The 20,420-nt window shown below is 71.2% G+C and carries 22 protein-coding genes; 14 read left to right on the top strand and 8 right to left on the bottom strand.

Annotated elements, in window-relative coordinates:
- The first annotated feature begins 92 nt into the window (after positions 1 to 92).
- On the top strand, positions 93 to 854 hold the full coding sequence (locus HNR67_RS34245) for an ABC transporter ATP-binding protein (RefSeq protein ID WP_407645154.1): 762 nt from the start codon (positions 93 to 95) through the stop codon (positions 852 to 854).
- A 2-nt stretch (positions 855 to 856) separates the two neighbouring features.
- A complete protein-coding gene (locus HNR67_RS34240) occupies positions 857 to 3,367 on the top strand; it encodes an FtsX-like permease family protein (RefSeq protein ID WP_185006681.1) in 2,511 nt (836 codons plus the stop codon).
- Positions 3,368 to 3,389: 22 nt separating this feature from the next.
- On the opposite strand, the gene HNR67_RS34235 is transcribed toward HNR67_RS34240, so the two are convergent.
- The 5 genes from HNR67_RS34235 to HNR67_RS34215 all read right to left on the bottom strand — a co-directional run bounded on the left by HNR67_RS34235 (position 3,390) and on the right by HNR67_RS34215 (position 6,491).
- On the bottom strand, positions 3,390 to 4,037 hold the full coding sequence (locus HNR67_RS34235; protein WP_185006679.1) for a response regulator: 648 nt from the start codon (positions 4,035 to 4,037) through the stop codon (positions 3,390 to 3,392).
- The gene (locus HNR67_RS34230; RefSeq protein ID WP_185006677.1) at positions 4,034 to 5,134 is read right to left on the bottom strand and encodes a sensor histidine kinase; all 1,101 of its coding nucleotides are present in this window, start codon (positions 5,132 to 5,134) and stop codon (positions 4,034 to 4,036) included. The genes HNR67_RS34235 and HNR67_RS34230 overlap by 4 nt, the downstream gene beginning before the upstream one ends.
- Complete coding sequence (locus HNR67_RS34225; protein ID WP_185006675.1) at positions 5,131 to 5,613, bottom strand: hypothetical protein; 483 nt, start codon at positions 5,611 to 5,613, stop codon at positions 5,131 to 5,133. The genes HNR67_RS34230 and HNR67_RS34225 overlap by 4 nt, the downstream gene beginning before the upstream one ends.
- Positions 5,614 to 5,697: 84 nt before the next feature.
- Entirely contained in the window at positions 5,698 to 6,138 is a 441-nt protein-coding gene (locus HNR67_RS34220) for a VOC family protein (protein ID WP_185006673.1), read from the bottom strand.
- Entirely contained in the window at positions 6,135 to 6,491 is a 357-nt protein-coding gene (locus HNR67_RS34215) for a PadR family transcriptional regulator (protein ID WP_312988677.1), read from the bottom strand. Before HNR67_RS34215 ends, HNR67_RS34220 begins: the two co-directional genes overlap by 4 nt.
- Positions 6,492 to 6,551: 60 nt before the next feature.
- On the opposite strand from HNR67_RS34215, the gene HNR67_RS34210 reads away from it, so the two are divergent.
- Complete coding sequence (locus HNR67_RS34210) at positions 6,552 to 6,938, top strand: VOC family protein (protein ID WP_221490148.1); 387 nt, start codon at positions 6,552 to 6,554, stop codon at positions 6,936 to 6,938.
- A 35-nt stretch (positions 6,939 to 6,973) separates the two neighbouring features.
- Positions 6,974 to 7,534 carry a TetR/AcrR family transcriptional regulator gene (locus HNR67_RS34205; protein WP_185006671.1) on the top strand — a complete coding sequence of 187 codons (561 nt, stop codon included), beginning with the start codon at positions 6,974 to 6,976 and terminating at the stop codon, positions 7,532 to 7,534.
- A gap of 882 nt (positions 7,535 to 8,416) precedes the next feature.
- Here the strand turns inward: HNR67_RS34205 and HNR67_RS34200 are convergent.
- The 3 genes from HNR67_RS34200 to HNR67_RS34190 are packed head-to-tail and all read right to left on the bottom strand — an operon-like array spanning position 8,417 to position 11,044.
- Positions 8,417 to 9,544 carry a hypothetical protein gene (locus HNR67_RS34200; RefSeq protein WP_185006670.1) on the bottom strand — a complete coding sequence of 376 codons (1,128 nt, stop codon included), beginning with the start codon at positions 9,542 to 9,544 and terminating at the stop codon, positions 8,417 to 8,419.
- 26 nt (positions 9,545 to 9,570) lie between these two features.
- Complete coding sequence (locus HNR67_RS34195; protein WP_312988675.1) at positions 9,571 to 10,098, bottom strand: NUDIX hydrolase; 528 nt, start codon at positions 10,096 to 10,098, stop codon at positions 9,571 to 9,573.
- Positions 10,099 to 10,144: 46 nt separating this feature from the next.
- The gene (locus HNR67_RS34190; RefSeq protein WP_185006666.1) at positions 10,145 to 11,044 is read right to left on the bottom strand and encodes a LysR family transcriptional regulator; all 900 of its coding nucleotides are present in this window, start codon (positions 11,042 to 11,044) and stop codon (positions 10,145 to 10,147) included.
- A 133-nt stretch (positions 11,045 to 11,177) separates the two neighbouring features.
- Between HNR67_RS34190 and HNR67_RS34185 the strand changes: the two genes are divergently transcribed.
- The 10 genes from HNR67_RS34185 to HNR67_RS34140 all read left to right on the top strand — a co-directional run bounded on the left by HNR67_RS34185 (position 11,178) and on the right by HNR67_RS34140 (position 20,411).
- Complete coding sequence (locus HNR67_RS34185) at positions 11,178 to 11,723, top strand: cysteine dioxygenase family protein (RefSeq protein WP_246492658.1); 546 nt, start codon at positions 11,178 to 11,180, stop codon at positions 11,721 to 11,723.
- Positions 11,724 to 11,757: 34 nt separating this feature from the next.
- The gene (dop, locus tag HNR67_RS34180; RefSeq protein ID WP_185006664.1) at positions 11,758 to 13,257 is read left to right on the top strand and encodes a depupylase/deamidase Dop; all 1,500 of its coding nucleotides are present in this window, start codon (positions 11,758 to 11,760) and stop codon (positions 13,255 to 13,257) included.
- 88 nt (positions 13,258 to 13,345) lie between these two features.
- Positions 13,346 to 13,540 (top strand): ubiquitin-like protein Pup, encoded by a 195-nt coding sequence (locus HNR67_RS34175; RefSeq protein ID WP_185006662.1) that lies wholly within the window; start codon positions 13,346 to 13,348, stop codon positions 13,538 to 13,540.
- Positions 13,541 to 13,597: 57 nt separating this feature from the next.
- Positions 13,598 to 14,452, top strand: a complete 855-nt coding sequence (gene prcB, locus HNR67_RS34170; RefSeq protein WP_185006659.1) for a proteasome subunit beta — start codon at positions 13,598 to 13,600, stop codon at positions 14,450 to 14,452.
- Between the two features lie 53 nt (positions 14,453 to 14,505).
- Complete coding sequence (gene prcA / locus HNR67_RS34165) at positions 14,506 to 15,297, top strand: proteasome subunit alpha (protein WP_185006657.1); 792 nt, start codon at positions 14,506 to 14,508, stop codon at positions 15,295 to 15,297.
- Positions 15,298 to 15,313: 16 nt separating this feature from the next.
- Positions 15,314 to 16,255 (top strand): phosphotransferase enzyme family protein, encoded by a 942-nt coding sequence (locus HNR67_RS34160; RefSeq protein WP_221490147.1) that lies wholly within the window; start codon positions 15,314 to 15,316, stop codon positions 16,253 to 16,255.
- A gap of 114 nt (positions 16,256 to 16,369) precedes the next feature.
- Positions 16,370 to 16,561, top strand: coding sequence for a DUF1918 domain-containing protein (locus HNR67_RS34155; protein ID WP_185006653.1), 192 nt, complete (start codon positions 16,370 to 16,372; stop codon positions 16,559 to 16,561).
- 120 nt (positions 16,562 to 16,681) lie between these two features.
- Entirely contained in the window at positions 16,682 to 17,383 is a 702-nt protein-coding gene (locus HNR67_RS34150) for a protein kinase domain-containing protein (RefSeq protein ID WP_185006651.1), read from the top strand.
- The gene (locus HNR67_RS34145) at positions 17,380 to 18,924 is read left to right on the top strand and encodes a hypothetical protein (RefSeq protein WP_185006649.1); all 1,545 of its coding nucleotides are present in this window, start codon (positions 17,380 to 17,382) and stop codon (positions 18,922 to 18,924) included. The genes HNR67_RS34150 and HNR67_RS34145 overlap by 4 nt, the downstream gene beginning before the upstream one ends.
- The gene (locus HNR67_RS34140) at positions 18,921 to 20,411 is read left to right on the top strand and encodes a hypothetical protein (RefSeq protein ID WP_185006646.1); all 1,491 of its coding nucleotides are present in this window, start codon (positions 18,921 to 18,923) and stop codon (positions 20,409 to 20,411) included. Before HNR67_RS34145 ends, HNR67_RS34140 begins: the two co-directional genes overlap by 4 nt.
- Positions 20,412 to 20,420 lie beyond the last annotated feature (9 nt).

The following is a 20,420-nucleotide window of genomic DNA, read 5'->3' as shown; positions in this document are numbered from 1 at the left end:
CGGGGTGGGGGCGCAGCAGACTCATGGCCGGTTGCCGTCCACTTGGGACGGTCTGGGGTTCGAACCGTTCCAATCGGACATTGGAGGAATTCGTGACGTCAGCTCCACCGCTGCGCCGGGGCGCCGACCTGCGGGTCGCGGCTCGGACGGTCGGCCTGGTCAAGGTCTACGGGCGTGGTGAGGCCGCCGTGCGGGCGCTGGACGGGGTTGATCTGGAGATCCACGCCGGGCGGTTCACCGCGATCATGGGGCCATCCGGTTCGGGCAAGTCGACCATGATGCACCTGCTCGCCGGCCTGGACACCGGCTCGGGTGGGTCGGTGTTCCTCGGTGAGACCGAACTGAGTTCGTTGTCGGACAAGGCGTTGACCACGGTGCGGCGGGATCGCATCGGGTTCGTCTTCCAGTCCTTCAACCTGCTGCCGCAGCTCACCGCGGAGCAGAACATCCTGCTGCCGCTGGAACTGGCCGGCAAGCAGCCGGACCGGAAGTGGTTCGACGAGCTGGTGGAGATCCTGGGCATCACCGCCCGGCTCGGCCACCGGCCCTCGGAACTCTCCGGCGGGCAGCAGCAGCGGGTCGCGGTGGCCCGCGCCCTGGTGTCCCGGCCGGAGGTGATCTTCGCGGACGAGCCCACCGGCAACCTGGACTCCAAGAGCGGGCACGAGCTGCTCGACCTGCTGCGGCGGTCGGTGCACCAGTTCGGGCAGACCGTGGTCATGGTGACGCACGATCCGGTGGCCGCCTCCTACGCCGACCGCGTGGTGCTGCTGGCCGACGGCAAACTCGCCGGCGAGATCTACCAGCCCACCGCGGACTCCGTGCTGGACGCGCTGCGCAAGCTGGGGGTGTGACGGTGGCGCGTTCGCCCTTGCTGCGCACCGTGATCCAGGAGATCAAACAGCGGCCAACCCGGCTGCTGCTGACCGGCCTGGCCGTGGTGGTGGCCACCATGTTCGCCGCGGCCTCGCTGATGTTCACCGACACCATGCGGGTCGCGCTGACCAACTCCGCCTCCAAGACGCCGGAGGCGGCCGCGGCGGTGCTCTCGCCGAAGAACGAGTACGACCCGCAGCACCCGGACAAGCCCGGCACCGACCACACCGCCGCCATCAAGGCGGTCCCGGGCGTGGCCGAGGTGGCGCCGGAGGGCGCGGCCTACCTGGCCAGTCCCACCGACAGCAGCCAGCCGTGGCGGGTGGTGGCCGACACCCCCGGCGCGCTGGCGCGGGCCACGCTGCTCAGTGGCAAGATGCCGGTGGCGTTGAACGAGGTCGGGGTCAGCGAGGCCACCGCGAAGCGCGAGGACCTCAAGATCGGTTCGACCGTGACCCTGGCCGGTGAGCGCGGCGCCAAGGCCGCCACGCTGACCGTCACCGGCGTGGTCAAGCTCAAGGGCGGCGGGGACCGCACCCTGGTCGCGCCGCCTGCCACCGTGCGTGCGCTGGAACCGCGATCCTCCTGGTACACCTACGAACTCACCGCCACGCCCGGCACCTCGCCGGAGCAGCTGGTGGCCGCGGTCAAGGCCAAGTTCGGCCCGGCGATGTCCACTGTTCGGACGGGGGCCGAACAGCGCAAGATCGACACCGATCGCCTTGGCAGCGCGGCGGATCAGGCGCTGATGATCCTGAGCGTGTTCACCGGTCTGTCCATGCTGGCCGCGGCGCTGGTGGTGGCCTCGACCTTCCGGATCGTGGTCGCCCAGCGGCGGCGGCGCACCGCGCTGATGCGCTGTGTCGGCGCCTCGCGCAGGCAGGTGCTGCGCGCGCTGCTCACCGAGGCCGGGATCTCCGGGTTCGTCGCCGGTCTGCTCGGCGGCGGACTGGCACTGGCGCTGGGTTACGGGACGCTGGCGATCGTCAACACCCAGGTCGAGGACCCGCTGCCGCCGTTGCAGGTCTCCTGGCTCAGCCTGGCGCTGTGCGTGCTGGCCGCGACCGTGGTCACCGTGATCGCGGCGGTCGGCCCGGCCGTCCAGGGCACCAAGGTGCCGCCGGTGGCCGCACTCGGCGCCGCGCGGGTCAGCGAGGCCGGCACCGGGCGCAGCAAGGCGCGGATCGTGTTCATGGTCCTGTTCACCCTGGCCGCGATCGGTCTGCTGTTCGTCAAGCTGGGCGACACGCTGAACCTGCTCACCGTGGTCGGCTCCGGGGTCTTCGCCTTCGGCGCGCTGATCCTGGGCGGACCGCTGCTGATGCCGTTGCTGGCCAGGCTCTTCGGCGCGCCGATCCGCAAGATCGGCGGGGTGCCTGGGCGGATCGCGGTCGGCAACGCGCTGCGGGTGCCCAAGCGGACCGCGGCCACCACGGTGGTGCTGACCATGGGCGTGGGCCTGATCGCGGCCGTGCTGGTCGGGCTCAGCTCGGCCCAGGCCGGCGCGATCGAACGCCTGGACGCGCGCTACCCGGCCAAGCTGGTGGTGGAGTCCAACGACTCCGAGGGCCTGTCCGCGGCCGCCATCAAGACCCTGGACGACCTGCCGGAGTCCGGCCCGATCGGCAAGCTGAGCAGTGCCCAGCTCGCCCTGTCGGCCCCCGGCGGCAGCGTGGACCGGATCTACACCGTCGGCGCGGACGTCGCCGGGTTCCCCGCCCTGACCAAGGGCCGGGTCGAGGGCGGCAAGCTCACCGACCTGGGCAAGGGCAAGGCCGGGGTGTCCCTGGCGGTGGCCGACAAGTACGGCGTCAAGGTCGGCGACAAGATCACCGTGACCGGTCCTGGCGGCAAGCTGGAGCTGCCGGTGGCGGTGGTCTACCGGGACGCGGCCACCCTCGGCGGGGTCTCGCTGTTCCCGAGCGACCTGGCCCAGATCGCGCCCAAGGCCGAGGTGAGCCAGCTGCTCATCGACCCGGTCGCGGGCAGCGATGTGGACAAGCTGCGCAAGGCCGTCGGCGCGGTCGCCGGATCCCTTGGCGGCATCCGGGTCGTGGTGCCGGAGGACATGAAGAAGGAACTGGCCTCCGCGCTCAACACCATGACCTACGTGGCGCTCGGCCTGGTCGGGATGACCGTGCTGGTCGCGGTGGTCGGCGTGGCGGTGACACTGTCGCTGTCGGTGGTGGAGCGGACCCAGGAGTCCGGTCTGCTGCGGGCCATGGGCCTGAGCCGCGGCGGGTTGCGGGCGGCACTGGCCTGGGAGGCCGTGGTGTTCGGGGCGTGCGCGGCGGTGGTCGGGCTCGGGCTGGGCGGCCTGTACGGCGGATTGGCGGTGCAGAGCCTGGAGTTGTTCGGCTCGGTCACCGTGCCCTGGCTGCAACTGGGCGCCGTCGGCCTCGGCCTGGTGGCCCTCGCCCTGGTCGCCGCGGTCGGACCGGCCCGGCGCTCGGCCAGGGTCAGCCCGCTGGAAGCGCTGGTCGCGGACTGATGTTCCTGGCCTACCAGGCCGGTCAGACCAGACCGGCCTGGTAGGCCAGGATGACCAGCTGCACCCGGTCCCTGGCGTCGAGTTTGGTCAGCAGGCGGCTCAGGTAGGTCTTCACCGTCAGCGGGCTCAGCACCAGCCGCGCGGCGATCTCGTGGTTGGTCAGGCCCTGGGCGACCAGGGTGAGCACCTCGGTCTCCCGGGCGGTGAGCACCGAGAGATTCCCTTGCCTGGCAACGGGTTCCGGGGTTTCGCGGAAGCGGGCGATCAAGGTCGCGGTGGGGCCGGGGGACAGCAGCGACTCGCCGGCGGCGATCGTGCGGATCGCGTCCAGCAGGGCGGCGGGCTGGGTGTCCTTGACCAGGAACCCGCTGGCCCCGGCACGCAGCGCGGCGACCACGTTGTCGCCGGTGTCGTAGGTGGTCAGCACGAGCACCCGGACACCGGCCAGGTCCTCGTCCGCGGCGATCCGGCGGGTGGCCTCCACACCGTCGAGTTCGGGCATCCGGATGTCCATCACCACCACGTCGGCCCGGTGTTCGCGGGCCGCGCGCACGGCTTCGGCGCCGGTGGCCGCCTCGGCGACCACGGTCAGGTCCGGCGCGGAGCCGAGCAGCAGGGCGAAGGCACGGCGGACCAGGGTCTGGTCGTCGGCCAGGACCACGCGGATCATGCGGGCTCCGGGAGCGGGAGTTCGGCCAGGACAAGGAAACCGCCGCCAGGGGGCGAGCCGGTGCTGAGGGTGCCGCCGAGGGCGCGGGCGCGTTCGGCCAGGCCGGTCAGGCCGAGTCCGCCGGTGGCGGTGGGGGCGCCGCGGCCGTTGTCGGTGACGGTGAGCAGCAGGTGGGTGGCGCCGCGGTGGATCTCCACCGTGACCAGGGTGGCGTGGGCGTGCCGGACCGCGTTGGTCAGCGCCTCCTGGACGATCCGGTAGGCGACCACGTCCAGGGCGGGCGGCAGTTCGCCGATCCCGTCGGCACGCAGGTCGACCCGGATGCCGGTGGCGCGCACCGGGTTCAGCAGTCCGGGCAGTCCGGCCAGGCCGGGGACCGGCAGGCGTTGCGCTGATTCCTCGGCGAGCGGGCCGCGCAGCGAGTCCAGGGCGGCCCTGACCTCGGCGCGGGCGCGTACGCAGGCTTCGGTGATGCCGCCCAGGGTCTCGGTGAGCGCGGCGCGGTCCAGCGGGGCGGGATCGGCCAGCAGGTGCGCGGCCACGCCGGCCTGCACGCCGATCACGGTGATGCTGTGCGCCAGGACGTCGTGCAGGTCGTGCGCGGTGCGCAGCCGTTCCTCCGCGGCCCGGCGACCGGCCTCGGCGCGCCGGGCCGAGCGGGCGGCCCTGGTGGCGCGCACGGCCGCGCCCAGCACCGCCGCGGCCACCAGCCAGCCCAGGGTGCCGACCGTGCCCAGGGTGATGCCGCCCTCCTGGATCACCCTGGCGGACAAGGTGATCAGCAGCACCGCGGCCGGGGCCAGCCAGGACCAGGGCCGGGCCAGGAGTTCGGCGGCGGTGAACAACAGCAGCAGGGCGGGCACGATCAGCGCCTCGTGCGAGTAGTCCAGCCAGTGGTAGGGCACCGCGAGCACGCTGTGCGCGGCCAGTGCGAGCAGCGGGAACCGGGTGCGCAGCAGCAGTGGCGCGCACCCGGCCAGCAGCAGCGGCCAGCCAAGGCCGTCCAGGGGGCGCTGCCCCGGCCAGCGCAGCGCGACGGCCAGGGCGAGCGCGAACACGGCCAGGTCCAGCAGGGCGGCCCGGGTGCGGCCGGTCATGCCGGGACCGGCGACCGGCGCTGGAGCAGCAGGTAGAGGGTCTGGGCCAGCACGAACACACTGTAGGCGGTCATCAGCGCGACCCGCAGCCAATGCGTGTCCATGATCGACTCGTAGGCGGCGCCGAGGGCCTTGGTCTGGCCGATCTCCTGCTGCCAGCGCGGCCACATCAGGATGCTGGTCGCCATGATCGCGGTCTGGGCGGCCACCCCGGCCCAGGTCGTCCAGGCCGGCAGCAGCGGGTGGCGCTGGAGGAGCATGATCAGCGCCAGCACGGTGGAGACCACGGCCAGGGGGATGACCAGGGTGAAGACGGTGCCGGACCAGGCGCTGTGCACCGGGTCCAGGGCGACGGCGGTGAGGCCGCGCCAGGAGGCGTATTCGGCGTGCACCAGGAAGATGACGCCTGCGTTGACGGCGGCGAAGAACAGGGCCAGCGGGAGCAGCAGCGCGGCCCGGCGGGTGCGGGTGGTTTCCATGGGGGACAGCGTGTCCGGGTCGCGGGCGGGTTTCGTCCGGCCGTGGTGGACAGTGCGGGTACAACCGTGGGAGTACGCGCGGGATCAGACCTCCGGCGGGGTGCGGGCGTAGATCTCCTCCGGGCTCAGGTGCTCGCGGCCGGTGGAGACCGCCCAGCGGTGCCCGAACGGATCCCGGAACGCGCCGAACCGCTCGCCCCAGAACGCTTCCTGGAGTGGGATCTCCTCCTCGGCACCCGCCCAGAGCGCCTGCCGGTAGACCCGGTCGACGTCCTCGACCTCCACGTGCAGCTGGACCGGGCTGCCGCCGATGGTGGGTGGGGCGAGGGCGTCCAGGGACGGGGTTTCCTCGCTGATAAGCAGGCGGTGGTCGCCCAGGGCGAGTTCGACGAAGAGGATGGTGCCGTCGGGCAGGCGGTTGCGCCAGAGTTCGTGCGCGCTGAAAACCTTGGTGTAGAAGGCGATCGCGGCTTCGGTGTCCTTGACGAACAGGTGCGGGGCGAAGCCGGTGGGGCGGGTGCTCACGCGCACCGCCGGGTGGTGATCAGGCCGGCCCGCTGGGCGGCCTCGACCAGGTTGGCGAGCAGTTCGGCCTCCTGCCGGACGGCCTGGCGGCCGCGGGCGGTGAGTTCGTAGTAGCGGCGGCGGGCGTCGTGCGGGGCGTCCGGGTCGGCGGCCTCGGTCTCGGAGACCAGGTCGTCGGCGACCAGGCGGGCCAGGGTGCGGTAGAGGGTGCCGGGGCCGAGTTTGACCGTGCCGCCGGTGGTGTCCTCGACGAAGGTCATCACGCCGTAGCCGTGCCGCGCGCCACTGGCCAGCGCGAGCAGCACCTGGAAGGCCGCCGGGGTCAGTGGCGGCAGGGCCTTTGCGGAACTCACCGGCACAGGATACAGTCCAGCCTCGTTGTATCCACCGTGGATATATGAGAGAGGTTCGTGATGATCACTGGGGTGAACAAGGTCGTGCTGACCGTGCGCGACTGCGACGCGGCCAAGGCGTTCTGGGTGGACCGGATGGGCTTCACCGTCGCCATCGACGCCGCCTACGGCGAGGACGCCCGCTGGCTGGAGGTCATGTCCCCGGATGGGGCGGTGTCCCTGGTCCTGGACGGCAAGGGCGCGCACCACCCGGTGGACCGGGCGCTGCCTGCGGAACTCCCGCACTCCAACGTCTTCTTCACCTGCGAGGACATCGAGCAGACCCACGCCGAGCTGGTCGAGCGCGGGGTGAGCTTCCCGGAGCCGCCCAGCAAGCAGCCCTGGGGCTGGTGGTCCATGTTCGAGGACCAGGACGGCACCCGCTACGCCCTCAACCAGCGCGGCTGAGCCAAACCGGATAGCCCATCAGCTAGCCTGGCCTGGTGACCGACCGGAAGCCCCAGCGTGCGGACGCCGTGCGCAACCGCGACCGCGTGCTGGCCACCGCACGCGCGGCGATGGCGGCCGGAGACCTGTCCTTGCAGCTCAACGAGCTGGCCAGGCAGGCGGGGGTGGGGGTCGGCACGGTGTATCGCAACTTCCCGACCCGGCAGGCCCTGATCGAGGCACTGGCCGACGACCAGTTCGAGCAGCTGCTGGCTGAAGTGGGCCGGGCACTCGAGGCCGCCGACGCCTGGGCGGCCCTTACCCGGTTGGCGGGGTCCTGGGTCGCGTTGTCGTTGGCCGAGCCGGGGTTGGCCGAGGTGATGGCCAGCGGTTCGGCCGCAGGGGCTGAGACCGCCGCGCGCAAAGGCAGGCTGGGGGTGGCCACCGAGGCGCTGCTGGCCAGGGCCAGGGCGGACGGGCAGCTCAGGGCCGCGGTGAACGCCGAGGATCTGTGGGCGTTGCTGTGTGGGGTGGTGCACGCGGCCACCCGCAGCTCGGATCCGATGGCAGGCGGCGAGAAGTACCTCGCGGTAATGCTCAACGGCCTACAAACCTGACCCCCGCACGCGTGTTGGCCGTTCTTGTACGCCGTGTTGGCCGTTTTCGTACGGAGTGTTGGCCGTTGTTGTACGGGTCGTTGGCCGTTGTGGGACGGGGCGGGGTTTGGGGTTGGGGGTGCAAACCCCACGACGAGGGTTCTCGTGTGTTCTCCGTACGGCCTGGAGCTTGCTGACCGCGCCTCGCCGAGTGGCCCCTGCAACCTGCCGCCGCCCTAGCCTCCCAAGGTGACGGGGGCCGCTCGGTGAGGTGTGGTTGGCTTGCGGAAGGCCGTGCGGAGAACACGCGAGCCCTCGGAGCCACGCTGGATCCGGCCCCGGCAGCACAATCCCCGCCCCGCAACCTGCTCATCCCGGTTCTTGATCTGTGCACCCCCCTCCGGTGGTCTGCCCGGCCGGCGAGGCCATCTTTTTCGCTCTTGATCTTTGTGTTGTTGGCCTCTGTTGCTGAGGTACACGAGCGACAGTCAAGGGCGTCCTCGCCGGACGGGCAGAAATCAAAGGATGGGGGGGGGAAAATCCAAGAACAAAGACGAAGAGCAAGAGCAGTGCTCGTACGGTTCCCCCATCCCCGTCAGCCTTCCGATACCAAACCACATCCCGGGCACGCAGACCGTTGCGGTTGGGTGGCTAGGGCGGCGGCAGGTTGCGGTCTGCGCGCCCGGGATGTGGTGTGTCCTCTCCAGGCTGACGGGGATGGGGGAACCGCTCGGGGAGTGTTGAAAAGCCACCCCGGCCGCCTGTTCTCCGGGCTCCGCCCGCACGCAATCGCCTATGGCGTACAAGAACGGCCAACGTGCCGTACAAGAACGGCCAACACTCCGTACGACAACGGCCAACACGCGCAGAGCTTTTGGCGTGTTGGCCGTTGTTGTACGGGGGCTAGGGGGTGGTGATCAGGGGCCAGATGTCTTTGTGGGCGTTGGTGCCCAGGGTTAGGTCGTGGTGGCCGTAGCCTTTGATCAGGTGGTAGGTGACGTGGGGGTTGCCTGCTTGGCGGATCAGGTTGGCGCCGTTGGGGTGGTTGCCCATGCCGTTGGACATGTTGAGCCACAACACCTTTGCGCGGATTTTGGTGAAGTCCAGGTGGTGGACCGTGGTTTCGCCGGACCAGATCGCGGCTGTGTCGCGGACCCAGGCGAGGGGGACCGCGCCGCTGCCGTAGGCGCGGAGGGACTCGGCGTAGCGGGGCAGGGGGGTGTGGTGGAGTTCCCAGGTGTCTTCTGCCGGGGTGGGGGCGAAGGTGTAGCGGCCCGCCAGGTTGCTCTCGTGGTAGATCAGGCGGAAGGGGAGGGGGAGGTGGGCGGTGCGGATGAGGTGGTGGTGGAGTTGGCCGCCTGCGGTGAAGTTGCCGGGGTGGCCTTCGGCGCGGGGGGTTTGGGTGGGTTCCTGGGGCTGCTTGGTCAGTAGGTCCAGGACCATGCTGGTGCCGTCCAGGGCGTGGCGGCCCGCGGCCAGGGCTGCTTGGAAGGCGGCCAGGGAGGTTTTGGCGTCGGCTATCAGGGTTGGGTCGGTGAAGGGGCCCACGTTGTCCAGGACCACTACTCGGTCCAGGTGGGACGAGGTGTCCTTGGCGGCGTAGTCCAGGGCGGTGGCCGCGCCGCCGGAGTGGCCGATCACCTCGAAGGGCAGGGGTAGCAACGCTTCCACCGCTTCGATGACCTTTGCCAGGTCGGTGCTGTGCTGGGTCAGGTCCATGGCGGCGGCCGCGGGGTCGGTGGCCGTGGGAAGGGCGTCCTCGCGTGGGGTCACGCCGATCACCAGGCTGCCGTGGACTCGCAGGTGCTGGGCCAGGTTGTGGTCTCGCGGGGTGAAGTAGTTGCCGGTGAAGTTGGCGGCGCCCGCGGGTAGCAGGTAGGAGATCCGCTCCGGCGGGATTGTGTTGTCGGCCAGGATGTCCAGGCGGATGGGGTAGGAGTCTGTGGGCACTGTGCAGCTGGTCAGAGTCCAGTCTGCGTGGGCTTCGACGGTGATGTCGGTGGCGCCCAGTGTGGTGGCCAGTTCGCGCAACGGGTCAGCTCCCCAAGTGGATGACCTTACCCTCCATTATTACCCGACTCGGTCTGGAACCAGTGCTGGATAAGCGCGCGGCCGTCGTCGACGAAGGGCCAGTCGGGGTCGTCGAGGCGTTCGCTCAGCTCGGTGAAGGTCATCCACTCGCCGGAGACCACCTCCTCGGGCTGGTGGGTCACGGGGGCGTCGGAGAACGCCTCGTAGGCGTACTGGTGCGCGCGGACCGGGGGCACCACGAACGGCAGGGTGAACAGGTGGCGCAGCGGGACGCCGGAGACGCCCAGTTCCTCGGCCAGTTCGCGCTCGGCGCACACCGCGGGGTCCTCGCCCGCGTCCACCACACCGCCGGCCCAGCAGTCGTGCCGACCGGGGTTGATGTCCTTGCTGTCACTGCGTTTGTGCACGTAGACACGGTCGCCGTCGGTGGAGCGCAGCAGGATCGCGGTGCTGGCGTGCCAGAGGCCCTCGGCTCGCATCACCCGCCTCGGCGCGCTGCCGGTCACCGCGCCGGACTCGTCGTAGATCGCCACCAGTTCATCGCCTGAAGCCACCCGCACAGTCTTCATCGCCGGGTCGCCGCCGTGCCACGACCGGCAGTTATGAACTCGCGCACGCCTGGCGCAGCGCGGCCACGGTCAGCCCGATCGCGGGCACCCTGGCCAGGTCGGGCCAGGTGCACAGGTAGACCTCGCGGCGCAGCGGGGGTCGCAGCGGGCGCACGCAGACGTCCGACCGGCGGACCGCGCTGAGCATCAGCTCGGGCACCACCGCCACCCCCAATCCGGCCGCGACCAGGCCCTGCACCGCCAGGTTGTCGTCGGTGGCGAAGGTGATGTCGGGGCGGAAACCGGCCGCCGCGCAGGCGTGCACCAGGTGTTCCCGGCAGCGCGCGCAGCCCGCGATCCAATGCTCCCTGGCCAGATCCGACAATGACACTCCGGGGGCGGTGCACAACGCGTGTCCGGCTGGCAGCAGGACCACGAGTGGGTCGGTGAAAAGTTTCACCTTCAACAAGCCAGGGGTTTCGATGGGTTCCGGTTCGCCGGGATAGGTGAAGGCGAGTGCCAGATCGCATTCCCCCGCGCGCAGTAATTCCACTGACTCCGGTGGTTCGGCCTCGGTCAGGGAGAGCCGGATATCGGGGTGGTCCCGGCTGATCCGCGCGGCCACCGGCGGGACGAGGGTGGCGCTGCCGCTGGGGAAGACCACCAGGCGCACCTGACCGGCCTGGCGTCCGGCCAGTTCGCCAACGGCGCGTTCGGCCGCGGCCACCTCGGCCAGTACCAGGCCGGCCCGGCGGACCAGTTCCACGCCCGCCTCGGTCAGCCGCATCTTGCGTCCGCAGCGCACCACCAGCGGAGTGCCGCACAGCCGTTCCAGGGCCTTCATTTGCTGGCTGATCGCGGGCTGGGTGTAGCCCAGGCGCACCGCGGCGGCCGAGTACGACCCGGTGCGGGCGACCGCGCGCAGCACCCGCAGGTGTCGTAGCTCCAGCATTTACCGTCTCTATCACGGATTTCCGCCGGAAATAAGCCGTCCAAAGGTGCGGACCCGCGGTATAAGTCCGGCTTGGGGTCGCTGTGCGGAATGGTTGTTGGACTGTGCGCCGAATTCGCCAAACACTTTCCCCATGACTTCCGCCGCCGAACTCCGCCACCTCCGGACCAGGGCCATGTGCGCCTTCACCCGCCGGGTCGACAAGATCGTCGGGGGTGGCGCGCACCCGCGGCGGATCGTCGGCGAGGTGGCGGGCTGCCTCGGCGAACTGCTCACCCAGCCGCGGGTGCTGGCCCCGGCGCACCTGCTGCCTGCCCCGGACCGCTACCGCCAGCACCTGGTGCACGTGGACCCGCACGGCCGCTACTCGGTGGTGTCCCTGGTCTGGCTGCCCGGCCAGCGCACCCCCATCCACAGCCACCGCTGCTGGTGCGTGGTCGGCGTGCTGCGCGGCAAGGAGGAGGAGATCCGCTATGACCTCGACCCGAGGAGCCGGGGCCTGCACCGGCGGGACGTGGTGGTCAACCCGGTCGGCAGCGTGTCCGCGCTGGTGCCGCCGGAGCGCGACATCCACCTGGTGCGCAACGCCGGGTCCACCCTCGCGGTCTCGGTGCACGTCTACGGGGCCGACATCGGCAGGCTGGGCAGCAGTATCGACACGATCTACTCGTCAGACTGACGTAACTGACAGTCGTACCCCGTAGGCTGCCGGTATGCGGCGGATCATGGGAACCGAGGTCGAGTACGGCATCTCCGTGCCCGGCGACGCTTCGGCCAACCCAGTGCTCACCTCCACCCAGGTGGTACTGGCCTACGCGGCGGCGGCGGACATCCCCCGCGCGCGGCGGGCGCGCTGGGACTACGAGGTGGAGTCACCGCTGCGGGATGCCCGCGGCTTCGATCTGGGTCCGCCCGGTGGCGCCCCGGCCGACCACGATGTGGAGGACCTGGGCGCGGCCAACGTCATCCTCACCAACGGCGCCCGGCTCTACGTCGACCACGCGCACCCGGAGTACTCCACCCCCGAGCTGACCAACGCCAGGGACGTGGTGATCTGGGACAAGGCCGGGGAACGGATCATGGAGGAGGCCGCCATGAAGGCGGCCACCGTGCCCGGCCAGCCGCGACTCCAGCTGTACAAGAACAACATCGACGGCAAGGGCGCCAGCTACGGCACCCACGAGAACTACCTGATGGCGCGCAGCACCCCGTTCACCGCGGTGATCTCCGGGCTGACCCCGTTCTTCGTCTCCCGGCAGGTCATCACCGGGTCCGGGCGGGTCGGCATCGGCGCGGCGAGCGAGGAGGCCGGGTTCCAGCTCTCCCAGCGCTCGGACTACATCGAGGTCGAGGTCGGGCTGGAGACCACGCTCAAGCGCGGGATCATCAACACCCGCGACGAGCCGCACGCCGACGCGGACAAGTACCGCCGCCTGCACGTCATCATCGGCGACGCCAACCTGGCCGAGTACTCCACCTACCTCAAGGTGGGCTGCACCGCGCTGGTGCTGGACATGATCGAGTCCGGCCGTCGCTTCGACGACCTGCGGCTGACCGATCCGGTGCGCGCGGTGCACACCATCAGCCACGACCCCACGCTCAAGGCCAAGGTGGAGGTGGCGGGCGGCCGCAAGTTCAGCGGCCTGGACCTGCAGTACGCCTACCACGAGCGGGCCGCCGAGCACGCTGAGCGCAACGGCGCGGACCGGGTGTCCATGCACGTGCTCAAGACCTGGGCCGAGGTGCTCGACGACCTCGCGCGGGACCCGATGAGCTGCGCGGACCGGCTGGACTGGCCGGCCAAGCTGCGGCTGCTGGAGGGCTACCGGGCCAGGGACAACCTGCAGTGGGGCTCGCCCCGGCTGCAGCTGGTCGACCTGCAGTACTCCGACGTCCGGCTGGGCAAGGGCCTCTACAACCGCCTGGTCGCCCGCGGCTCGATGAAGCGGCTGGTCAGCGAGGAGGAGGTGCGCGCGGCCATCACCGCGCCGCCGGAGGACACCCGGGCCTACTTCCGGGGCCGCTGCCTGGAGCGTTACCCCACCGAGGTGGCGGCCGCATCCTGGGATTCGGTGATCTTCGACCTCGGCCGCGACTCACTGGTCCGGATCCCCACCCTCGAACCCCTCCGTGGGACAAAAGCGCACGTCGGAGCGTTGCTGGAAGCCTCGGACACCGCCGAGGAACTGGTCCGGCAGCTCACCCGCCGTTGATCTTCTTGGTTACAGACCTGACCGGTGTCTCCACCTTGTCGGTCATGGTCGGTAATGTTGCGGACAGGCCAACCAACGGGGAGGCGAAATGGCACAGGAGCAGGTCCAGAAGCAGGGTGGCGGCGACGGCGACGACGAGTCGGCCGAGGCTGGCGGCGCTGGTCAGGAACGTCGGGAGAAGCTCGGCGAGGATGTAGACGCGATCCTCGACGAGATCGACGACGTCCTGGAGGAGAACGCCGAGGACTTCGTGCGCGCATACGTGCAGAAGGGCGGGCAGTAGCCCCGCTCGTCCACCTCTGTCCCAGCCGCACACCGCACCAGGAGACGAAGACAGCCGATGGAGAACACGTCGGCCCGGAACTACCCGGGCGCGGCCCTGCACCCTGCCTATTTCGCGCCGGGGGCGGTGTCCTTCAGTGAGTTCCTTGGACAGGCGGCGCCCGATCTGCTGCCGGGCCGGCGTCCGCTGCCGGAGGTACCGGTGACGGGCGCGGTCACGCATGGCACCACCATCGTGGCCGCGACCTTCAAGGGCGGGGTGCTGCTCGCGGGCGACCGCCGGGCCACCCAGGGCAACGTGATCGCGCAGCGGGACATCGAGAAGGTCTTCGTCACCGACGACTACTCGGCCGTCGGCATCGCCGGTGTGGCCGGGCTGGCCGTGGAGCTGGTCCGGCTCTTCGCGGTGGAGCTGGAGCACTACGAGAAGATCGAGGGCGTCTCGCTGTCCCTGGACGGCAAGGCCAACAAGCTGGGCACCATGGTCCGGGGCAACCTGGACGCGGCCATGATGGGCCTGGCCGTGCTGCCGCTGTTCGTGGGCTACGACCCCGACGCCGCCGACCCCGAGCGCGCCGCCCGGATCGTCTCCTACGACATCACCGGCAGCCGCGCCGACGAACACCAGGGCTATCACGCCATCGGCTCCGGCTCGGTGTTCGCCAAGGCCGCGCTGAAGAAGAAGTTCGACCCGGCCGCCGACGCCGACACCGCGGTGCGCACCGCGGTCGAGGCGCTCTACGACGCCGCCGACGACGACACCGCCACCGGCGGGCCCGACCTGACCAGGCGGATCTACCCGATGGTCGTGACCATCACCGCCGAGGCGGGCGCCACCAAGTGGTCCGAGGAGGCCACCAAGGCGGTGGCCGAGGCGGTCGTGCAAGGCCGGATGGCCAACCCCGGCGGCTGAGCCGTCCCTTCACCCAGCCCTAGTCGTCGACACACAAGCCGGGAGTTACCACCGTGACGATGCCGTTGTACGCCTCCGCCGAGCAGGTGATGCGGGACCGGTCGGAGCTGGCCCGCAAGGGCATCGCCCGCGGCCGCAGCGTGGTCGTGCTGACCTACACCGACGGCGTGCTGTTCGTGGCGGAGAACCCCTCGACCACCCTGCACAAGGTCTCGGAGATCTACGACCGGATCGGCTTCGCCGCGGTCGGCCGCTACAGCGAGTTCGAGGCGCTGCGCACGCTGGGCATCCGCTACGCCGACGTGCGCGGCTACGCCTACGACCGGCGGGATGTCACCGCGCGGGCGCTGGCCAACACCTACGCCTCCCAGCTGGGCACCATCTTCACCGAGCAGCTCAAGCCGTTCGAGGTGGAGATCTGCGTGGCCGAGGTCGGCGAGACCGCCGAGACCGACCAGCTCTACCGGCTCACCTACGACGGCTCGATCAGCGATGAGCCCAACTACATGGTGATGGGCGGGCAGGCCGAGGCGATCAGCACCGCGATGAAGGACGCCTACCGCGAGGGCATGACGCTGGCTGAGGCCGTGCCGGTCGCGGTGACCGCGCTCAAGGCCACCGCCGCCGCGCCCGCCAGGGTCGGTTCCGCGGCCGCGGCCAGTGACAAGCCCAAGGAACTGGGTGTCAAGCTGCTGGAGGTCGCGGTGCTGGAGCGCACCCGGCCGCGGCGCAAGTTCCGGCGGATCACCGGTGCGGCGCTGCAGGCGCTGCTGCCGGTGGAGGAACCGGCGGCCGAGCCCAAGGCCGAGACACCGGCCGAGGGCAACGGCGAGGAATCCAAGTAGCCGTGTGAGCGCCCCGATGGCCAGGGTCGATCTCGCCGCGATCACCGCGCTGCTGGACGACTACGGCCTGCCGGGCGCCACCCGGCCGCGGCTGGTCCGCGCACACACCAACGACGTCTTCCTGCTGACCCACCAGGGCCGGCGGTATGTGATCAAGGTGTACGGGGCGAGCTGGCGCACCGCGCCGGAGGTGGCCTGGGAGACCGCGCTGCTGACGCACCTGGCCGACCGGGGCGCCGCGGTGTCCCGGCCGGTGCCGCGGCTGGACGGCGCGCCGTGCGGGGTGATCGGCACCGCGGCCGGTGAACGCTGTGTGCTGGTCACCGAGTACGTGCCGGGTGAGCAGCCGCGACGCCCGTTCACCTCGACCAACTACCGGGATTTCGGGCGGGCGCTGGCCTGGCTGCACGAGGCCACCGCCGGCTTCGACCGGACCGAGGGCGCCCGCCCCTATGACCTGCGCCGCACCCTGGAGGAGCCGGTCGCGCTGATCCGCGGCCACAGCCCGCGGCGCGCGGACAAGACACTGCTCTCCCAGGTCACCGCCACCTGCCGGACCCGGCTGTCCGAGTTGGCCGGGCAGGGCCTGGACTTCGGCATCTGCCACGGCGACGTCAGCATCGACAACGTGGTGATCGACGCGGACGGCCGGTTCGCCTTCTACGACTTCGACCTGGCCGCCCCCGGCTGGCGGGCCTGGGACCACGTCCGGCTCTACCGCTTCGACCGGTCCAGCCGCAGCGACCTGTGGGACTACTTCCACCAGGGCTACGACGAGGTCCGCCACCTCACCCCGGCCGACCTGGCCGCGCTGCCCTACCTGGACCTGGTCGAACAACTCTGGTCCACCGCCCTGGAACTGACCCTCCGGGTGCTGCCCACCGGCCCGCGCGCCACCGCCGCCTACCTGGACGAGCGGCTCACCCAGCTCCGCCGCTCCTGGGACACCCTGCGCTGAGCGTGCGTGCGCACACAACCACTCTGACCTGCTGGTTCACCCCATGAGGGCCTGTGGTGCCACTGGGGCACAAGCGATGCTGAAAGCACGTCACCCACCGCGAGGGAGTTCAGCATGCGTGCCAGCGTCGGGGATCAGCTCACCGTGCACGGCCGGATCGTCGGCAACGGCAACCGGGTACTGGAGGTGGTCGAGGTGCTCGGCGCCGACGGCACCCCGCCCTACCGGGTCCGCACCGCTGACGGGCATGAGTCGATCATGACGCCCGGTCCGGACTGCATAGTGCGGCCGCGCACCGAGCGCTGAGCCGGTCGCTGTCCCCTAGCTGCCAACCCCCTGCCAGGGAACCCGCACCCCGGGAATGCTCCCGAGGGTGCGGCGGCAGACTGCGCGCACTGAACTGACGTGCGAAGGGGGCGCGGACTGATGGGTCTGCTCGCGCCGGGCGACGTGGTCGGCGACCGCCTGGTGGTGCAGCAGCCACTCGGGCAGGGCGCCTACGCCGAGGTGTGCCGGGTGTGGCACGAGGTGCTCGGGCGGCAGGCGATGAAGGTGTTCAAGCACCTCACCTCGGACGCGCGGACCCGTGAGCTGCTCGGTGAGGCCCAGTTGCTGTCCCGGCTGGGGCATCACAACATCGTGCGGGTCTTCGACGCGGGCATGATCCGCACCGCCGAGGGCGCGCGCGGCTACTTCACCATGGAGTACCTGCCCGGCGGCAGCCTGCACCGACTGCTCGGCTACTCGCGGGCCAGTGACGTGTGGTCGCTGGGCACCATCGCCCTGGCCACCCTGGAACTGGACCGCATCGTGCTGGCCACCCTGGAACTCGATCCGCGGCAACGGATCAGCCACGCCATGGAACTCGCCGACCGCCTGCGCGCCCGCCATGCCCCGGCCACCCCGCACCGCCGCCCCGAACCCCCGCCCGCGCCACCGGACTGCGACCGCGGCCCCGAACACACCGCCGCCCAGGCCCAGGCCACCAGGGCACTCGCACTGGCCCGGCGGCTCGGCGGACTGGCCGAGGCGGCGGCCGAGTTGGACCGGGCGGTGCGCCGCTGTCCGTGCGCGCGCGGGCGGCACGGCTACCGGGTCGAGTTGTGGCGGCGGGGGGTGGTGATGTGAGCGTCCCCGACCGCGCGGGCAGCGCGAGCAGGCGGTTGCTGGCCGCGGCCGGGCCGGAAGTGTACCTGCGTAACCCGTTCCGGGTCACCGGTCTGCCCACCGACGCCCCGGCCAAGGTGTTGCGGCAACGGCGTCAGCTGCTCCAGCTCCGGCCGGACGGGGCCGTCGACGCGCGGCTGCCGCTGCCGGAAACCGCCACGCCCCAACAGGTCAGGGCGGCTTTCGACCAGTTGGAGCAGCCGGAGCAGCGGTTGATCGCCGAGTTGTTCTGGTGGTGGGGCGAGCCGGGGGAGTGTGGCTGCCCGGCGCGGACGCACCGGGCGCACGACGACGCGATCCGCGCGCACGCGGAGGTCCTGGACCTGGAGGCGGCGCTGGCGGTGCGTGGCGAGGACCGGGTGGACCGGTGGACCGACGCCGCCGACGCCTGGCTGGACGCGGTGGAACAGGACGCGTTCTGGCGGCACCTCGCCCACCGGATGCGTGCGCTGCGCGACCGGCGCCTTGATGAGTCCACTGTGGACGGTTTCCGCGCGGTGATCGGGCAGGCGTTGCTGGAGCCGCAGGTGGTGCTGGCGCGCACCAGGCAGGAGCCGGTGCTGATGGAACTGCTGGAGGTGTGGGATCTGGACGGGGACCTGGTCTACGACGCCAGGCTGCGGGCGGCCGAGCCGATGCTGGCCCGGACCAAGGCGCTGACCGAGGCGCTGCGCGAGCATCTGGAACTCCGGCGCGGCGACGAAGCGGCCGGGCTGGCGCTCAACGAACTGGTGCCCATGGTGGACCTGCTGGAGCGCGCGTTGCCCGCCGATCGGTTCCGGCGGGCGGCCTGGGTGCGCGACCAGGCCGCGGTGATGCTCAACAACGGCGCGGTCGCCCTGGACGGCAAGCAGCACCGGTGGCAGGCCGAACTGCTGCTGGCACTCGCAGGCAGGCTGGCCGTCGACCCGGACACCCGGCGCGGCATCGAGGAGAACCAGCAGGCCACGGTCACCGAGTCGGTGCACCAGCAGATCGAGGTGGTGCTCACCCTGGTCAAGGTGGGCAACCAGCTGGGGGCGGTCAGGCGGTTGCGGGAGCTGCGGGCGAAGGCCACCGCCCCCGCGGACATCGCGCTGCTGGACAGCTTGCTCGCCCAGCTCAGCCCCTCCTGGTTCACCGCGAGGCGGGCGCCGGGCCACCGGTCGCCGCCCGCCGGGTGGCTGGCCCAGGCCGCGGTGTGCCTGTGGTTCGTCGCCGGAGTGGCCTGGATCGGGGTCGCCCTTGGCCTGGCCGCCAGGGATCTCGGGATCGCGACCGCGCTGGTGTCGGTGCTGCCGGTGACCGTGGTGCAGGCCGACTGGTTCCGGTACGGACCGATGGCCCGCTGGAGCCGGGGCCGCGCCGTGCTGGCCGGGCTGATCCCGGTGGCGGTGGTCCTCGGGGTGCTGTGGGGTGGACCGGGACCGGCGATGCTGCTGACCGCGCTGGCCGCGTTCCTGCTCGCGCTGGTGGCGACCGTGCCGCTGGGGCAGATCGTGCTGTCGGTGATGGACCGATGACCGGCCCGGACCGGGCCGGGACCGCGGCCGCCCGGCTGCACGCGGTGGCCCGCGCCGACCTCTACCGGCTGAATCCCTTCCACCGCACCGGGTTGCCCACCGACGCGCCGGGACGACTGGTCCGGCAGCGGCGGCAGCAGGCCCTCACCGCGCAGCCGGATCCGTTGCTGCGCGCGGCTTTCGACCTCCTGGAGCAGACCGAACAACGACTGGTCGCCGAGTTGTTCTGGCACTGGGGTGAGCCGGGGGACTGCGGTTGCCCGGCCGCACTGCACGAGTCGCACGACGCGGCGGTCCGGGCGCATGCGGAGGTCCTGGACCTGGAAGAGCAGGACGTGTTGCGCGGGCGGGACCGGGCGAGCCGGTGGGGCGAGGCGGCGCGGGCGTGGGCGGAGGCGTTGGCGCACCAGGACTTCTGGGCGCACGTCGGGCACCGGGTGCGGGCGTTGCGGGACCGGCGGCTTGACGAGTCCACTGTGGACGGTCTGCGATCCGGGTTCGCGGCCGCGTTGCTGGGGCCGCAGGTCGCACTGGCCGCCGCGAACCGGGACGCCGAACTGATCGCGTTGCTGGAGGTCTGGGCGGTCGAACCCGAACTCGCCGACCAGGCGCGGGTGCTGGCCGCCGAGGCGGAACTGGAACGCGGGCAGGCCCTGCACGAGGAACTCGGCGCACTGCAACGCGCCGGGGAACCGGCCGAGGCCGGGCGGCGGGCCGAGGTCGAGCTGATCCCGCTGCTGGACTGGCTGGACATCGCGTTGCCACGACACCGGTTCTGGCGGGCGGACCGGTTCCGGGACTCGGTCGCGGTGCTGCTCAACAACTGCGCCATGGCCGAGGGCATGGACCTGGCACTCGCCGGGGAACTGCTGGCCGACGCCGCGGAAACGGCCGTGGACAAGGACACCAGGGCCACCATCGAGCAGAACCTGGCCGACCTGGCCGAGACCGGCGTGCTCCGGCAGGTGCACACCCTGCTCAACGCCAACCGCTACGCCGACGCCGTGCGTGAACTGCTCCAGCTCCGCGCGGTGACCACCGAACCCGCCGACCGCGCGGCGATCGACGGGCTGCTGGACGAGGTCAACCGGGTCTTCCTGTCCACCGACGCACCCAACGACGCCTCACCCCGGTCCGGGTTCCAGTCCGTCAGCGCGGTCGTCCTGCTGTTCCTGGCGCTGATCCCCACCGTGGCCTACCTGATCCTGCCCGCCGGCCGCGAGGTCGGGCCGGTGGTGTTCCTGCCGACCGTGCTGCTCGCCCCCGTGCTGATGACCGTGGTGCACACCCGCTGGTTCCTCGGCGGGCCACTGCAATGGAAGGTCGAATGGGGCTGCCTGCTCAACGTCCTGGCCCTGGCCGCCCTGGTGCTGGTGGCGATCTTCATCGACTGGGCCGCCGTGCTGGTGGTCTGCGTCGTGTTCACCATCATCGGCAAACCCGCCAGGGCCGCGGGCCGGTTCCTGGCCAGGGTGATCCGGCGATGAACCCGGAGG

It is taken from the genome of Crossiella cryophila, from assembly GCF_014204915.1.
Classification (GTDB): Bacteria; Actinomycetota; Actinomycetes; order Mycobacteriales; family Pseudonocardiaceae; genus Crossiella; species Crossiella cryophila.
Note: the sequence above shows the minus strand (reverse complement) of the source record. Positions and strands in the feature narration are given on the sequence as shown.

What these genes read in the sequence shown, in the direction of transcription:
- HNR67_RS34190 (WP_185006666.1), bottom strand. Translation starts at nt 11,044, where the DNA reads ATGCTGGAGCTACGACACCTGCGGGTGCTGCGCGCGGTCGCCCGCACC.
- prcB (WP_185006659.1), top strand. Translation starts at nt 13,598, where the DNA reads ATGGAGAACACGTCGGCCCGGAACTACCCGGGCGCGGCCCTGCACCCT.
- HNR67_RS34175 (WP_185006662.1), top strand. Translation starts at nt 13,346, where the DNA reads ATGGCACAGGAGCAGGTCCAGAAGCAGGGTGGCGGCGACGGCGACGAC.
- HNR67_RS34210 (WP_221490148.1), top strand. Translation starts at nt 6,552, where the DNA reads ATGATCACTGGGGTGAACAAGGTCGTGCTGACCGTGCGCGACTGCGAC.
- HNR67_RS34160 (WP_221490147.1), top strand. Translation starts at nt 15,314, where the DNA reads ATGGCCAGGGTCGATCTCGCCGCGATCACCGCGCTGCTGGACGACTAC.
- HNR67_RS34235 (WP_185006679.1), bottom strand. Translation starts at nt 4,037, where the DNA reads ATGATCCGCGTGGTCCTGGCCGACGACCAGACCCTGGTCCGCCGTGCC.
- HNR67_RS34155 (WP_185006653.1), top strand. Translation starts at nt 16,370, where the DNA reads ATGCGTGCCAGCGTCGGGGATCAGCTCACCGTGCACGGCCGGATCGTC.
- dop (WP_185006664.1), top strand. Translation starts at nt 11,758, where the DNA reads ATGCGGCGGATCATGGGAACCGAGGTCGAGTACGGCATCTCCGTGCCC.
- HNR67_RS34185 (WP_246492658.1), top strand. Translation starts at nt 11,178, where the DNA reads ATGACTTCCGCCGCCGAACTCCGCCACCTCCGGACCAGGGCCATGTGC.
- HNR67_RS34150 (WP_185006651.1), top strand. Translation starts at nt 16,682, where the DNA reads ATGGGTCTGCTCGCGCCGGGCGACGTGGTCGGCGACCGCCTGGTGGTG.
- HNR67_RS34230 (WP_185006677.1), bottom strand. Translation starts at nt 5,134, where the DNA reads ATGACCGGCCGCACCCGGGCCGCCCTGCTGGACCTGGCCGTGTTCGCG.
- HNR67_RS34140 (WP_185006646.1), top strand. Translation starts at nt 18,921, where the DNA reads ATGACCGGCCCGGACCGGGCCGGGACCGCGGCCGCCCGGCTGCACGCG.
- HNR67_RS34225 (WP_185006675.1), bottom strand. Translation starts at nt 5,613, where the DNA reads ATGGAAACCACCCGCACCCGCCGGGCCGCGCTGCTGCTCCCGCTGGCC.